Here is a 13,274-nt window from a genome sequence, read left to right as displayed (position 1 = left end):
TGCGGGCGGTGGCACGCGTCCTGAATGGACGGCCACGCCGCTGCGGCGGTAAGCATGGAAACGAAAAGGACCTGTGCGTCGCGCCAGGCGGGCCCGGCGACGGCGCGGCGGATCCGCGAACCCCGGTCGGTCGATATGCGATGACGGTGGGCGGTTCGCGAAACGCTACATGGGTGTGGGTCCGAGGAGGGAGATGACGCAGGCCGGCCGCCTGCTGCGGCGCAACATGATACAGAAGCATGCAAGGTGCGTCCAGCCGGCGTCCGCTTCCCGGTCCGGGACCCAAACATGCGGGCCTTCCGTCGCGACCGCATCGCCCAACATCGTCAACGCAACTCCCGGAGGACCAGCATGAAAATCCTTATGGTTTTGACCTCTCACGACCAGCTCGGCAATACCGGCCGCAAAACCGGTTTCTGGCTGGAGGAGCTGGCCGCGCCCTACTATGCGTTCAAGGACGCCGGCGCCGACATCGTCCTTGCGTCGCCCAAGGGCGGCCAGCCGCCGCTCGATCCGAAAAGCAGCGAACCGGACTCGCAGACCGAAGCAACGCGCCGCTTCGATGCCGATGCGCAGGCCAAGACGCAACTGGCCGCCACGGTCCGGTTGGACAGCCTGGCGCAAGACGACTTCGATACGGTGTTTTACCCGGGCGGCCACGGCCCGCTCTGGGATCTGGCCGAAGACAGGCACTCGATCGCCCTGATCGAATCCTTCGTGGCGGCAGGTAAACCGGTTGCTTTGGTGTGCCATGCGCCGGGCGCGCTGCGGCATGTGAAGGCGCCCGACGGCCGCCCGCTGGTGTCAGGCAAAAAGGTCACCGGCTTCACCAATTCGGAGGAAGCCGCCGTCCAACTCACCGATGTCGTTCCCTTCCTGGTCGAGGACGAGCTGAAGGCCAAGGGCGGCGAGTTCTCGCGCGGGCCCGACTGGGGGCCCTATGTGGTCGAAGACGGCCTGCTGATCACGGGGCAGAACCCGGCCTCATCGGCCCCCGCCGCGCAGCTTCTGTTGAAGCGGCTGGCGGGCGCGAGGCAATAGACCCGCAGCGGTGATCCGGCGCGGCCGCGGCGCCGCCCCGCTCAATTGGCCGGCCGGGGCGAACGACCGCAGGCGCCAGCCCGCCTGCCCGCTGACAACCGCTCGATCGCCGCCAAGGCGTTTCGCAAGCCGTCTTCCTCGGCCATCCGCCGCCCCAGCGCGCCGGCGCGCTGCCTGACCTCGTCACGCTCGGCAAAAGCGATGGCCCGCGCCAGGTCCGCCCCGCGCATGCGCGCGCCCATGACGGCGGGCGCGGCGACGCCCAGGCGACGGAGCCGGTCGGCCCAGAAGAACTGGTCGGCGGCAAACGGCACGACAACGGATGGCACACCGGCGCCGGCGGCGGAATGCGTGGTCCCCGCGCCGCCATGGTGCACGACGAGCGACATGCGCGGGAACAGCCAATGATGCGGCGTGTCGCCCAGGAAAAAGAAATTGTCCGGCAACATGGACGCGTCGATGCCGCTCCACCCCGGATAGAAAACGACCCGCCGCCCGGCCGCGCCCGCGGCAAGCTGGGACGCCATACCGCGCGGGTCGAAACCCGCCATGCTGCCGAAACCGATGTACACGGGCGGCTCGCCCTGCGCCACGAACGCTTCCAGCGCAGGGGGAGGCGTCCATTCAGGGTTGGCCGTTTTCCACTGCCCGCACACGAGCGCGTTCGCGGGCCAGTCCTCCGGTTGCGGCACCAGACTGGGCGATACGCCATACAGCATGGGATGGTCCGTCCACACCGTGCGCCGCGGCGGCAAGCCGCACACATCGGCGCGCGCAGCATTGGTGGCCTTGCGAAAGGCGCGCCACAGGGTGTTGTTCACGAAACGATGGCTTGCACGATTCAACCAGCGCGGCACCTTATCGGGCGGCAAAAACGGCGATGCGAACGCCGCCGTCGGATTGATCGGAATAAATCCGGCGCCTATGGCCGCGATGCCGCGATACTCGGCTACGGATAAGCCGACGAAAGCCGCCAGTCCCGAGAGGATCAGCAGGCCGCATCCCTCCGATGCCTCCATCGTTTCGCGCATCCATGCGTGCGTGTGCGAGTTGGCGATCCAGGCAAGCGCCTTGTTGGTGCTGTTGAACCCGGCCTTGCGCCGCACAGCGGACGACAGCACCGCGCCCGGCATCAATGCCGCCCGGATATCCCCGGACAGGGCCTGCGCCGGAACGCCCAACGATAGCGCGGACCCCAATGTGGAACGATCCGCCAGCAAGCGCGCTTCATGGCCGGCATCGATGAGCGCGCGGCACAGCGCCGCCAGCGGACGGGTATCCCCTTCCGTTCCATACGTCACAACGAGGACTTTCATCGTCAGCCCCTGATCCGGCGCCTGGACGCGGCGCGCAGGAAGAATGCACGGATAAAAAGTATACGACGTATACTATTGCATGCCGTGCATATCAGGAAAAGAGGCAGCGATGGAGGCCGTGGCCGATGACCCGGGACGCAGGGTGCGCAAGCGCCTGCAGATGCTTCTGCACTTGTCGCAAACCGGAGCCCGCCTGTTCGAGCAGTACGGCTACGACGCCGTTACCATGGAGCAGATCGCCCGGCAGGCCGATGTCGCCAAGCGCACGCTGTACAACCACTTCCCCACCAAGGAAGCCCTGCTGGCGTACTGGATGGACGGGCAGCTTCAGCGCGACCTGGCCGGCCTGCAAAAGGACGTCGCCAGGCGCCGCAGCTTCCAATCCCGGGTCGCATGCATACTCGACGCCTCGGCGGCATGGTGCCAGGCCCATCCCGCCTACCTGGCCGCTTACCTGAAACACCGCTTCCTGGGCATGGGTAATGACGATGCCACAGTGCGCAATGAGCAGGCCGGCGATATCGCCGTGGCATGGCGGCATTTGATCGCCGCGGGCCAGCAGGCCGGTGAGCTGAGCAAGACGCTGTCGGCAGACCAGCTTGCCGCCTGCTTCCATCACCTTTACCTGGGCGCCCTTCTGCGGTGGCTGAACGAACCGGGAATCTCCCTGGCGGCGGAGTTCAGAGCGATCACGAAACTATTCCTCGAGGGGGCGGCCACCCCGGGCCGCCAAACACGTTCAAGGCAAGGAACCGGGCCGGCGCGGCGGTAGGAGCGGGTCGGACACCGCGCCTTGCCGCTACGCCGCGTCAGCCAAGCCGCATCGAAAGTTCGACGTGGCCGGCGCACGGCAGGGACAGGTAGCCGCCGCCCGGTTCGCGCACCCGCGCGACATAGTCGGGACTGTAATCGGCGTTGTCCGCGACGATCAGCGCGCCGGGCCGCAGGCGGCTTTCAACCAGATCCAGAATGTCGCCATAAAGCGATTTCGCTCCGTCCAGCAACAGCAGGTCGATCGTATCGGGCAGGTCGCGGCCCAAGGTCTCTAGCGCGTCGCCCTGCCGGATGTCGACGAGGTCGGCCAGGCCGCCTTCGGCAAGATGGCGGCGCGCTTGCGCCACCTTGGAAGGCTCGAATTCGCTGCCGATCACGCGGCCGCCGCCGTTGTCGCGCACCGCCGCGGCCAGGTGCAATGTGGAAATGCCGAACGACGTGCCGAATTCGACGATATTGCGAGCGCCGCTACTGCGCGCCAGCACATAAAGCAGCTTGCCGGTTTCACGGGATACCGGCAGCCACAGATCCTTCAGCCGCCCGTAGAAATCCAGATATTCGGTCTTGCTGCGCATCAGCCGCTGCAACTCCTTTTCGGAGATGTCGGCGAACGAGGCGCCCGTGGCGGCCTCGGCCTGTTCGAACAGGCGGTCCAGCAGGGGCGCCAATGGCGCGGTGGTCAGTGTCGTGGTCATGAAGAAATCCGATGGTCGTTGAACGCGCCGGCACGGCGTGTTGGGAAACGCGAAGCATCATTCGCGTTCAAAAAAGAATACGATCGATCATTCGCGTTTTCTATTCGCATTGGCATTCGCGTTTGCGCATGCGCGCACCGATTTGGGCGTGCATCGAAATCCCCAGAGAAAGCACGGCCGTTCGGGTAACGCACGGTTCGCGCGGCGCTTCCTCTGGCGGCGGATGTTCGCATTTGCGCTCAGGAAGGCTCGCAATTGGCAGATTGGGAAGGCAATCCGCCCCACGATAAGATGCGAACCATCCATCGCGTTATGGACGCGATAACCACCGCCTTTCCAACCGCTCTTGCCCTGGAACGCGCCGTCATGAGCCTTCGCCGCCGCCCCCCGCTCGCATCGCGCAAGCAACCCCAGCAAGCACGCTCCACCGAGCTTGTCGCGGCAATTCTCCAAGCCGCCGCCCAGGTCTTGTCCAAGGAAGGAGCCGCGCGCTTCACGACGGCGCGTGTGGCCGAGAAAGCGGGCGTCAGCGTCGGTTCCGTCTATCAGTACTTCCCCAACAAAGCGGCAATCCTGTTCCGTCTGCAGGCGGACGAGTGGAAGCAGACCACCGGATTGTTGAGCCGGATACTGGAAGACACCGCCCGACCGCCGCTGGACCGGCTGCGCACACTGGTCCATGCCTTCATCCGTTCGGAATGCGAGGAAGCCGAGATGCGCGTGGCGCTGAACGACGCCGCCCCGCTCTATCGCGACGCCCCGGAAGCCCTGGAGGTGCGCACCGCCGCCGACCGCACCTTCGAACGGTTCATGGAGGAATTGCTGCCCGGCATACCTGGCGCCAAGCGTGCGCTGGTCACGGATCTGATCGGCACGACCTTCAGCGCCGTCGGCGCGAGTTTTTCGGAAAGTCCCCGCAGCGAAGCGGAGATCGAGGCATACGCGGACGCCATGGCGGATATGTTCTGCGCGTACATCGAAACGCTGCGGCGGAGTTGAGCCGGGCCCCCAGGCTTCACGCCGGGTACGCAAAAACGGCCACGAGCAAGCATTGACAGCCACCCAACCAACTAGTAGATTGGGTGGCATGAACACAGAACTTTCGCCCCGGGCAACGGAGAGCTGCCCATGATCCCGAAAGCGGTCGCCGACGAGGTGCGCGCTTATTTCGAGGATCTGATTGCGTGGCCGGCGACGGTTTCGCAGCAAGGCAGCGCGAAAAAGCAATTCAAGCTGCGCGACGATGCCGCCGTGGAGGCACGGACCTTTATGTCGACGGTGCACGGCGCGATGCTTACCGCGCGGGCGCTGGACGACCCAGAAACATTCGCCTGCATTTCCCGCGCGGCGATCGAACGTTTGACATCGGCCTGACCGGCCGGCTTCCGGGGGCGCATGGGCTGATGCCAGGCGCCCGTTTTTTTCTCAACGCCCAACCAACTAGTTGGTTGGTGATCGGCGACTCCCATATCGCCCAGGAGCTTCAGCATGCATATTCCCCGTACTCGTCGATTCCTGATCGGCAGCCTGACCGGCGCCGTGCTGGCGTTCGGCGGCCTATCCACGGCCATCGCCGCCGGCCCGTCCCCCGAGAATGCTCGTGTTCGCGGCACCGTTGCCGCCCTGACCGGAAATCAGCTTCAGGTGAACGCCCGCGATGGAACATCCGTCACGGTCACGCTCAAGGAAGGTTGGACTGCGTCCGCGGTCGTCAAAGCCAGCATCGGCGACATCAAACCCGGCGACTTCGTGGGCATCGCGTCCCTGCCCGGATCGGAAGGCGGCGACGGGGCCCTGGAGGTGCTTATCTTCCCGCCCGCCTTGAAGGGGCGCGGCGAAGGCAGCTATGGATGGGACCTGAAACCCAACAGCACGATGACGAACGCAACGGTAGGCGATGCCGTCAAATCCGTGAACGGCAGCGTCGTGACGGTCAACTTTCACGGGCAGGAAAAGAAGATTTCCATTCCCAACGGCACGCCGGTAGTGACGCTGGCCCCCGCCACGCCTGACGACGTCAAGCCGGGCACGGCCGTTTTCATTCCTGCCGAGAAGAGCGCAGACGGCGCCTTGTCCGCCGGTCAACTGGTGGTTGGCAAGAACGGTGTCGTGCCCCCCATGTGAGGGGTCATTCGTTATCGCCGGCCGGACATATGGGCCGGCCGGCGCACGAGGTTTCCATGGACAAACCCAAACCCAAACCCGACCTGCAGCAGTCCGCGACGGCACAGCCCCCCGCCCTTGGCCGCCGGTACATCGATCGGCATTCCGCCACCGTGCGGATCACGCATTGGATCAACGCGCTTTGCCTGTTCGTCCTGTTGCTCAGCGGACTGCAAATCTTCAATGCGCATCCGGGGCTGTACTGGGGAAAGTACGGTGCCGATGCGGATCCCGCATTCGTCGAAATCGGCTCCCAGCGGCGTGAAGACGGCTTGCACGGCTTTTTTCGTATCGGCGCAATCCGCATGGACACCACCGGACTCCTCGGCGTCTCGCGCGAAGACGCCGGAATGACGGCGCGGGCGTTCCCTTCCTGGCTCACCATTCCCTCTTATCATGACCTTGGCGCAGGCAGAAACTGGCATTTTCTGTTCGCATGGATGCTGGTGATAAACGGCCTGGTATACCTGGCCCACGGATTCGCGCGCGGCCACCTGCGCCGCGATCTCCTGCCCGACCGCGACCAGCTGACGCCGGCACACCTGTGGCGGGAAGTCGTCGATCACGCCCGGCTTCGCTTCGCCCGGGGCCACGAGGCACAACGGTACAACGCGCTGCAAAAGCTCAGCTACCTGGCGGTGGCGCTGGGATTGCTGCCGCTGATGGTCCTGACGGGGCTGACCATGTCGCCAGGCCTGGATGCCGCCTTTCCCTTTCTGCCCGCCATGTTCGGCGGCCGCCCCTCGGCACGCACGCTGCACTTCATCACGGCCTCCATGCTCGTGCTGTTCGTTGCCGTTCATCTGCTGATGGTCGTCCTGTCCGGCTTCTGGAACAACGTCCGGTCGATGATTGACGGGCGCTACGCAATCGACCGCTCGGGAGACGAACGATGAAGCCGGACCTTGCACGCAGGCGCCTCCTGACAGGCCTCTTGTCGGCGCCGGCAGCGGCGATGCTCGCCGGCTGCGATCGCGTGACCCAACATCCGCAGCTGGGCGCCGTGTTGCGCAACACCGAGAAGCTGACGATGGCGACCCAGCGCCTGCTGATCGGGCGTCATGCATTGGCCCCGGAATACGGCACGCCGGACATTTCGCCCGTGTTCCGGGCTAACGGCACGCAGTCTCCGGACTCGGCAGACTACGCGCGCCTGTTGGCCGACGGCTTTGCCGATTGGCGGTTGCGGGTGGACGGACTCGTGGAGCGGCCGCTGAACCTGTCGCTTTCCGACCTGAAGCGCCTGCCGTCGCGGCGGCAGATCACGCGGCACGATTGCGTCGAAGGCTGGAGCGCAATCGCACAATGGCAAGGCGTACCCCTGCGATGGGTGCTGGATCTGGCGCGCCTGAAACCCGGCGCCCGCTATGTGGTCTTCCATTGCGCGGACGAACTGGAAGTCACCTTCGACGGCAGCGGCCGGTACTACGAAAGCATCGACCTGATCGATGCCTACCATCCCCAGACCATCCTGGCCTATGGCATGAATGGCAAGGACCTTCCCGTCGCACATGGCGCCCCCTTGCGTCTGCGGGTCGAAAGGCAGCTGGGGTACAAGCACGCCAAGTACCTGATGCGGGTTGAGGTTGTGTCCGCATTCGACAAGCTGTGGGGCGGCCGGGGCGGCTACTGGGAAGATCGCGGCTACGAATGGTACGCGGGCATTTGACGGCGGGAATCACCCCGCGTGGTGCGCGACGTGCCTTGTCGCCCACCAGAACAGCAGCGCCGCCAGGCTGACCGCGGCGCCAAGGAAACAGACGCCCTGCCATCCCGCATGCGCATACGCCGCGGTGGCGCCGATCGCGCCCAATCCGCTGCCTGCGGCGTAGAACAACATGTAGAGCGCGACAAGCCGGCTGTGGGCCTCGGGACGCGTGCGGAAGATCATGCTCTGGTTGGTCACATGCAGAGCCTGGCCGCCCAGGTCGAGCAGCACGATGCCGGCGACAAGCGCCGCGAGCGACCATTGCAGCAGGGACAACGGCCACCACGCCAGCAGCAGCGCCCCCAGCGCCACCGCGCTGGTGCGCTGGCCATAGCCCTGGTCCGCCCATCGGCCCGCGCGCGCGGCAGCGAGCGCCCCCACCACACCGGCCAGGCCGAACGCGCCGATCACGGTATGCGAAAAACCATAGGGCGGCGCGCTCAGCGGCAGGACGAGCGCGCTCCAGAAGATGTTGAAGGCGGCAAACATCAGCAAGGCGAGCATGCCGCGCACTTGCAGCACTTTCTCCTGCTTCAACAGCGCCAGCATGGATGCGATCAGGCGCGGATAAGGCATGGCCGCCGGCGCTGTGCGCAACGCCGGCAACGCCCGCCACAAGGGCCATGCGATCGCGAGCATCAACGCCGCCGCGCACAGGTAAACGCCGCGCCATCCGGCCAGATCGCCGACCGCGCCGGCAAACACGCGCGCCAGCAGAAGACCGATGAACACACCGCCTTGGGCCGCGCCGACGACCCGACCGCGTTCATGGGCGCCGGCGGCGCCCGCCGCATAGGCGATCAGGCCCTGCGTCATCGCGGTGCCCAGCATGCCGACGGCCAGCATCCCCGCGAGCAGCCACGGCGTGGACCGGGCCATGGCAACCAGAACCAAGGCCGCCACCAACGCGATCGATTGCGCGGCCATCAAGCGGCGGCGATCCACCCTATCGCCAAGCGGCACGAGCAGCAGCAGGGCCAGCGCGCAACCGGTCTGCGTGGCCGTGACGACGCCCCCGACGGCTGCGTGCCCGATGCCGAAGTCGCGCGCCAGCATGTCCAGCAAGGGCTGCGCGTAATAGACGTTTGCGACGCTCAGGCCGCACGCGGCGGAAAAGAGCCCAACCAGGAAGGGCGGCATGCCTGCCGTCCGGGGACGCGGCTCGCTATGGTGGCAAGGCGGCGGCTCGCTCGATGCAAAAGTAGGCTTCACAATGTGGCACTCCGGCATTCCAGTTGCAAAACAAAACCGGATTGAATGCTAGGCTATCCAGTTTTAAAATGCAACTTTCCACCATTCACCTATCCGTCCCTCCCTATCTGTTTTGTGCAGGAGAAGCGATGCCACGCAAGACCATGAAGGACGAGCCCTGCCCCGTTGCGCGCTGCGTCGACGTGCTCGGAGACCGCTGGTCGCTGCTGATCGTGCGCGATGCCTTCGACGGCATCTGCCGTTTCGGCGATCTTCAGCGCAGCCTGGGCGTGGCCCGCAACATCCTGTCGGACCGGCTGCGCAAGCTGGTGGATGCGGGGGTATTGGAAACGCGGGAGGCTTCGGACGGCACGGCTTACCGGGAATATGTCCTGACCGCCAGGGGGAAGCGCCTGTTCCCAGTAATCGTGGCAATGCGGCAATGGGGTGAAAAACACCTGTTCGCGCGCGGCGAACGCCATTCGGTGCTGATCGACAAGCGCACCGGCAAGCCGGTCCCGCTCATGTCGCCGATGGGAAAAGACGGCGCCGTGCTGAATCCGGACGCCACCGAGGTGCGCAAGGTGGCCGGGCACACGGGCTCATAGGCTTGCGGGAACACGGCCGACAATCCGGCAACGTCATGCGGCAACATCGGTACGGCGACGTCCCATCTCGCGGCCATCGGGCGCCAGCCCCTGCTGGCGCTTTGCGTGACCGCGATGAGCGGCGTGATGCGAGCCGCGGCGTCGTCCGCCGCACGGGGCCGTCTCACTGCGCCAGCACGGCCTGCGGCGTATTCCGGAAGCTGATGGCCATACGGTTATAGGCATTCATCAGGCTGATGGCGATCGTCAGATCGACCAGTTCGCGCTCGCTGAACACCGTCCGCGCCGCTTCGTAGTCGGAGTCGGCCACCCCTGTTTCGGCCACTCGTGTGACGGACTCCGCCCATGCCAGGGCGGCGCGCTCGCGTTCATCGAATAGCGTTCCCGCTTCGCGCCAGGCCTGCACCAGCGCCAGCTTCTCGATTTTCACGCCCTCCTTCAGCAAATCGCGCGTATGCATGTCCAGGCAATACGCGCAGTTGTTGATCTGGGAGACGCGAAGATAAGTCAGTCCCACCAGGATGGAAGGCAGGCCGCTTTGCATGACGTAGCCGTAGACACCGCCCAGCGCCTTGGCGCCCGCGGGTGCGATCTGGTTGTAATCGAGACGTTTGCTCATGGTTATCTCCTTGGCGACAGGGATTGCAGGGGATGAATGCGGACTTTTCAGGCTCGTGCAATGGGAATGCGCCGCCCGGCGCATAGTCCACCGCTCTCGCCGCGCGTACGCGCGGTGGCCAACTGGATGGTTGAAACGCCGGCGAGCCGGCACGTAAGGGATCACCCGCGAGCACGGGCCGGCGTATCGACCAGCAAATCGATGAGCGCGTCCGCGGTGCGCCGCAAGCGCTTGGGATCGCGGTAGACCCGTTCCATCACCACGATCCCACGCGTCAGCGTCACGATCAGGCGCGCTGCTTCGGGCGCCGGCAGGCGCAGCTGGGCGCCCTCTTCCATCCTCGATAAACGTTCCACAAGAATCCGCTCGAAGCCATCGAGCAAGCTCTGGATCGCCTGACGGATCGGTTCCTCCATGTCCTCCGTGGCGACCGCCGTCTTGGTGCTCAGGCAACCGCGCGTCGATGCGGGGGACGCGACAGGCAGCGTCATCGAAGCGATCAGGTGCTCGAACAAGCTGCGCAGCGCATCCGGCGCCTTCGGCTTTTCCAGGGATTCGCGGATCTGCAGCAGGAACCGTTCGCGGTACAGCTCGAAAACGCGCAGGAACAATGTCTCCTTGTCGCCATATGCGTTGTAAAGCGAGCCCCGCTGCACGCCCGTCGCGGCAGCCAGTTCCTGCATGGACGTCGCTGCAAAGCCCTTCTGCCAGAAAACCTCCATCGCTTGTTCCAGCGCCTTGCTTTCATCGAACTGGCGGACGCCTGCCATGTATCGCTCCATATCGTGGTGCCTTTGATGCCTCCATTTTCACATGCTTGACAGTCGTGTCAAGTTTGAATACGCTGCCATTATTGACACGCATGTCAAACATAAACCGGTGCGGCTTCCGCGCACCGGCTTTCTACGTGCAAAGGCAAACGCTCATGACTTCCGCCGCAAGCGCTTTCACACCGGCACAGATCGACCGGAAATTGGTCTGGCGCTACATCTTCGCCGGGCTGTCCGCCAGCCTCGTCAGCATTGGCCTGGCCCGGTTCGGATTCACGCCGTTGATCCCGGAACTGATCCGCGAACACTGGTTCTCCACTTCCAGCGTCATCTACCTGGGCGCCGCCAACCTGGCGGGCTACCTCTGCGGCGCGCTGCTGGCGCGCCCGCTGGGCAACCGGCTCGGCAACGAGCGCACGCTGCGCGCAATGATGCTCCTCATCACCGCCACCTTTCTGGCCTGTGCCTTTCCGCTATCCGTCAGCTGGTACTTCTTCTGGCGGGCGCTATCCGGCATCGCAGGCGGCGTGGTGATGGTCCTGGTGGCGGCCACCATCCTTCCGCATGTTCCCCCATCCAGCAAGGGCAAGGCCAGCGGCGCGATCTTCCTGGGGCTGGGTTTGGGCATTGCGGGCACAGGGACGATCATTCCCCTCCTGCTGCGGCTGGGACTGGCGCAGACATGGATCGGTCTGGCCATCGTGTCGGCGGTGCTGACCGCAGCAAGCTGGTTCGCCTGGCCATCCGCAAAGCTTTCTCCCGCAAGCCAGCCGCTTCCAGCCGGCCACGTTGGCGTCCGAACGCACTTTGGATGGCGCATCAAGCTGCTGTACGCCCAATATGCCCTGCTGGCCGCATCCGTGGTTTCGCCCATGGTGTTCCTGGTGGACTACATCGCCCGAGGCCTGGGAATGGGTACGCAGTATGGCGCGGTCTTCTGGGTGCTTTATGGCGTCGGCGCCATTGCCGGCCCGCCGCTGTATGGACTCCTGGCTGACCGCATGGGCGCGCGCAATGGCATCAGGCTGGTGGCGAGTGTGCAGATTGCAGCCCTGCTGGGCGTTTATCTGACCGAAAACGCTATGGCGGTAGGCGTGCTCACCATCCTCATAGGCACCTTCGCCCCGGGCATTGTTCCGATCGTGCTGGCACGGGTGCATGAACTGGTGCCGAAGAATGCCCCGAAGCAGAACATCGTCTGGAGCCGGGCCACGACCCTGTCAGCGGGCGTAATGGCCGGGGCCGGTTATGCCTTCTCGGCGCTATTCAATGCCAGCGGTGGCAATCACCGGCTCGTATTCCTGGCGGCGGCGCTGCTGGTGATCGTCGCAATGGGCGGGGAAGTCGGCGCGTTGTTTGGAGCGGACCATCGCGCCGACGATGGCGACGCCTCGCCCGGTCACGCGCCGTTGCGATAGCGATCCGCCGGCGCATGCGCGAGGCCACGCAGCGCTTGCTCGATACGCCGGCGCGCCTACGCCCCCAACACCTCTCGCACGGCGTCCCGATAGGTCCGCAATGGCCGGCCAAGAATCTTTCGCAGGGCATCTTCGGCGCCGTCTCCCGGAAGCATTCCGTGTTTCTGGATGCCGCCCATCATCAAACGCATGTCGTAGGCGAGCCAATCCGGCCCGTTCGCCGCCATTTGCTGCTCGAAGCCGTCAAGGTCGTCGCCGCCATAGCGGATGCCGCGACCAAGCGCTTCGCTCCAAACGCGAGCGACGGACTCGCCCGTCAGCGTTTCGGGCCCGGCGACTTCCAGCGTGCGGCTGGGCAGCGCGCCGGGCGTACGGTGCCGTTCCAGCAGTTCGGCAACGGCGATGTCCGCAATGTCCCGCACGTCCACCATATTGACGCCAGCCTTGCCGATCGGCATCGGATAGACGCCGTGCGTCTCGATGACGGACTTGATCCGCTCGTCGTTCTGCATGTAGTACGCGGGGCGCAGGATGGTCACAGGCAGTTGCAGGCTTTCGATCATCCGCTCAACCGTGTGCTTGCCGGTGAAGTGCGGCACGTTGGTATAGAGATCTGCATGAATCACCGACAGGTAGACGATGCGTTCGATGCCCGCCTCGCGGGCCAGATTGAGGGTGATCAGGGCCTGGGTGACTTCATCGGGGACAACCGCGTTAAGCAGGAAAAGGGTTCGCACCGAAGACAAAGCCGCGCGCATGGCGCGCACGCTGCTCATATCCCCGACCACTTCCGTCACGCCCGCGGGCAGCGCCACTTTCCCCGGCGCTCGAACCAGCGCTTTCACCTGGACGCCTGTGGAGGCCAGACGCTGCACGACCTGTGAACCTACGGTGCCCGAGGCACCCGTGACGAGGATGCTGGCGTCCTGTTCCTTCGAAGGATAGTTGTCGATGGGGCTCATATGAAACTC

At 65.1% G+C, this 13,274-nt stretch carries 15 protein-coding genes; 9 read left to right on the top strand and 6 right to left on the bottom strand.

Annotation, left to right across the window (positions count from 1 at the left end):
• Positions 1-351: 351 nt before the first annotated feature.
• Positions 352-1,041 (top strand): type 1 glutamine amidotransferase domain-containing protein, encoded by a 690-nt coding sequence (locus CAL13_RS09380; RefSeq protein ID WP_086072195.1) that lies wholly within the window; start codon positions 352-354, stop codon positions 1,039-1,041.
• Positions 1,042-1,082: 41 nt separating this feature from the next.
• Here the strand turns inward: CAL13_RS09380 and CAL13_RS09375 are convergent, their stop codons facing one another.
• Complete coding sequence (locus tag CAL13_RS09375; protein WP_086072194.1) at positions 1,083-2,357, bottom strand: glycosyltransferase; 1,275 nt, start codon at positions 2,355-2,357, stop codon at positions 1,083-1,085.
• Positions 2,358-2,466: 109 nt separating this feature from the next.
• Between CAL13_RS09375 and CAL13_RS09370 the strand changes: the two genes are divergently transcribed.
• On the top strand, positions 2,467-3,129 hold the full coding sequence (locus CAL13_RS09370) for a TetR/AcrR family transcriptional regulator (RefSeq protein ID WP_086072193.1): 663 nt from the start codon (positions 2,467-2,469) through the stop codon (positions 3,127-3,129).
• 37 nt (positions 3,130-3,166) lie between these two features.
• On the opposite strand, the gene CAL13_RS09365 is transcribed toward CAL13_RS09370, so the two are convergent.
• Entirely contained in the window at positions 3,167-3,826 is a 660-nt protein-coding gene (locus tag CAL13_RS09365) for an O-methyltransferase (protein ID WP_086072192.1), read from the bottom strand.
• A gap of 291 nt (positions 3,827-4,117) precedes the next feature.
• On the opposite strand from CAL13_RS09365, the gene CAL13_RS09360 reads away from it, so the two are divergent.
• From CAL13_RS09360 to CAL13_RS09340, 5 genes are all read left to right on the top strand, one after another.
• Positions 4,118-4,825, top strand: coding sequence for a TetR family transcriptional regulator (locus CAL13_RS09360; RefSeq protein ID WP_420042423.1), 708 nt, complete (start codon positions 4,118-4,120; stop codon positions 4,823-4,825).
• A 129-nt stretch (positions 4,826-4,954) separates the two neighbouring features.
• Positions 4,955-5,200, top strand: a complete 246-nt coding sequence (locus CAL13_RS09355) for a hypothetical protein (RefSeq protein WP_086072191.1) — start codon at positions 4,955-4,957, stop codon at positions 5,198-5,200.
• 114 nt (positions 5,201-5,314) lie between these two features.
• Positions 5,315-5,950 carry a hypothetical protein gene (locus CAL13_RS09350; protein ID WP_086072190.1) on the top strand — a complete coding sequence of 212 codons (636 nt, stop codon included), beginning with the start codon at positions 5,315-5,317 and terminating at the stop codon, positions 5,948-5,950.
• A gap of 56 nt (positions 5,951-6,006) precedes the next feature.
• Positions 6,007-6,885 (top strand): cytochrome b/b6 domain-containing protein, encoded by an 879-nt coding sequence (locus CAL13_RS09345; RefSeq protein WP_086073579.1) that lies wholly within the window; start codon positions 6,007-6,009, stop codon positions 6,883-6,885.
• Complete coding sequence (locus tag CAL13_RS09340; RefSeq protein WP_086072189.1) at positions 6,882-7,658, top strand: molybdopterin-binding protein; 777 nt, start codon at positions 6,882-6,884, stop codon at positions 7,656-7,658. Before CAL13_RS09345 ends, CAL13_RS09340 begins: the two co-directional genes overlap by 4 nt.
• Positions 7,659-7,667: 9 nt before the next feature.
• Here the strand turns inward: CAL13_RS09340 and CAL13_RS09335 are convergent, their stop codons facing one another.
• Positions 7,668-8,837, bottom strand: a complete 1,170-nt coding sequence (locus tag CAL13_RS09335) for an MFS transporter (RefSeq protein ID WP_198297940.1) — start codon at positions 8,835-8,837, stop codon at positions 7,668-7,670.
• 200 nt (positions 8,838-9,037) lie between these two features.
• Between CAL13_RS09335 and CAL13_RS09330 the strand changes: the two genes are divergently transcribed.
• On the top strand, positions 9,038-9,496 hold the full coding sequence (locus tag CAL13_RS09330; RefSeq protein ID WP_086057164.1) for a winged helix-turn-helix transcriptional regulator: 459 nt from the start codon (positions 9,038-9,040) through the stop codon (positions 9,494-9,496).
• Between the two features lie 163 nt (positions 9,497-9,659).
• On the opposite strand, the gene CAL13_RS09325 is transcribed toward CAL13_RS09330, so the two are convergent.
• Positions 9,660-10,115 (bottom strand): carboxymuconolactone decarboxylase family protein, encoded by a 456-nt coding sequence (locus tag CAL13_RS09325; protein ID WP_086072187.1) that lies wholly within the window; start codon positions 10,113-10,115, stop codon positions 9,660-9,662.
• Between the two features lie 161 nt (positions 10,116-10,276).
• The gene (locus CAL13_RS09320; protein ID WP_086072186.1) at positions 10,277-10,885 is read right to left on the bottom strand and encodes a TetR/AcrR family transcriptional regulator; all 609 of its coding nucleotides are present in this window, start codon (positions 10,883-10,885) and stop codon (positions 10,277-10,279) included.
• A gap of 155 nt (positions 10,886-11,040) precedes the next feature.
• Here CAL13_RS09320 and CAL13_RS09315 point away from each other — a divergent pair, with 155 nt between their 5' ends.
• Positions 11,041-12,303 (top strand): YbfB/YjiJ family MFS transporter, encoded by a 1,263-nt coding sequence (locus CAL13_RS09315; RefSeq protein WP_086072185.1) that lies wholly within the window; start codon positions 11,041-11,043, stop codon positions 12,301-12,303.
• A gap of 56 nt (positions 12,304-12,359) precedes the next feature.
• Here CAL13_RS09315 and CAL13_RS09310 read toward each other — a convergent pair whose 3' ends face one another.
• Positions 12,360-13,265: an NmrA/HSCARG family protein gene (locus tag CAL13_RS09310; protein WP_086072184.1), complete on the bottom strand. Its 906-nt coding sequence runs from the start codon at positions 13,263-13,265 to the stop codon at positions 12,360-12,362.
• Between the last annotated feature and the right edge of the window lie 9 nt (positions 13,266-13,274).

Source organism: Bordetella genomosp. 9 (assembly GCF_002119725.1).
Classification (GTDB): domain Bacteria; phylum Pseudomonadota; class Gammaproteobacteria; order Burkholderiales; family Burkholderiaceae_B; genus Bordetella_C.
Note: the sequence above shows the minus strand (reverse complement) of the source record. Positions and strands in the feature narration are given on the sequence as shown.

Excerpts from the sequence above, each read along its gene's own strand:
- CAL13_RS09380 (WP_086072195.1), top strand. The coding sequence starts at position 352 with ATGAAAATCCTTATGGTTTTGACCTCTCACGACCAGCTCGGCAATACC.
- CAL13_RS09375 (WP_086072194.1), bottom strand. The coding sequence starts at position 2,357 with ATGAAAGTCCTCGTTGTGACGTATGGAACGGAAGGGGATACCCGTCCG.
- CAL13_RS09370 (WP_086072193.1), top strand. The coding sequence starts at position 2,467 with ATGGAGGCCGTGGCCGATGACCCGGGACGCAGGGTGCGCAAGCGCCTG.
- CAL13_RS09365 (WP_086072192.1), bottom strand. The coding sequence starts at position 3,826 with ATGACCACGACACTGACCACCGCGCCATTGGCGCCCCTGCTGGACCGC.
- CAL13_RS09360 (WP_420042423.1), top strand. The coding sequence starts at position 4,118 with ATGCGAACCATCCATCGCGTTATGGACGCGATAACCACCGCCTTTCCA.
- CAL13_RS09355 (WP_086072191.1), top strand. The coding sequence starts at position 4,955 with ATGATCCCGAAAGCGGTCGCCGACGAGGTGCGCGCTTATTTCGAGGAT.
- CAL13_RS09350 (WP_086072190.1), top strand. The coding sequence starts at position 5,315 with ATGCATATTCCCCGTACTCGTCGATTCCTGATCGGCAGCCTGACCGGC.
- CAL13_RS09345 (WP_086073579.1), top strand. The coding sequence starts at position 6,007 with ATGGACAAACCCAAACCCAAACCCGACCTGCAGCAGTCCGCGACGGCA.
- CAL13_RS09340 (WP_086072189.1), top strand. The coding sequence starts at position 6,882 with ATGAAGCCGGACCTTGCACGCAGGCGCCTCCTGACAGGCCTCTTGTCG.
- CAL13_RS09335 (WP_198297940.1), bottom strand. The coding sequence starts at position 8,837 with ATGCCGCCCTTCCTGGTTGGGCTCTTTTCCGCCGCGTGCGGCCTGAGC.
- CAL13_RS09330 (WP_086057164.1), top strand. The coding sequence starts at position 9,038 with ATGCCACGCAAGACCATGAAGGACGAGCCCTGCCCCGTTGCGCGCTGC.
- CAL13_RS09325 (WP_086072187.1), bottom strand. The coding sequence starts at position 10,115 with ATGAGCAAACGTCTCGATTACAACCAGATCGCACCCGCGGGCGCCAAG.
- CAL13_RS09320 (WP_086072186.1), bottom strand. The coding sequence starts at position 10,885 with ATGGCAGGCGTCCGCCAGTTCGATGAAAGCAAGGCGCTGGAACAAGCG.
- CAL13_RS09315 (WP_086072185.1), top strand. The coding sequence starts at position 11,041 with ATGACTTCCGCCGCAAGCGCTTTCACACCGGCACAGATCGACCGGAAA.
- CAL13_RS09310 (WP_086072184.1), bottom strand. The coding sequence starts at position 13,265 with ATGAGCCCCATCGACAACTATCCTTCGAAGGAACAGGACGCCAGCATC.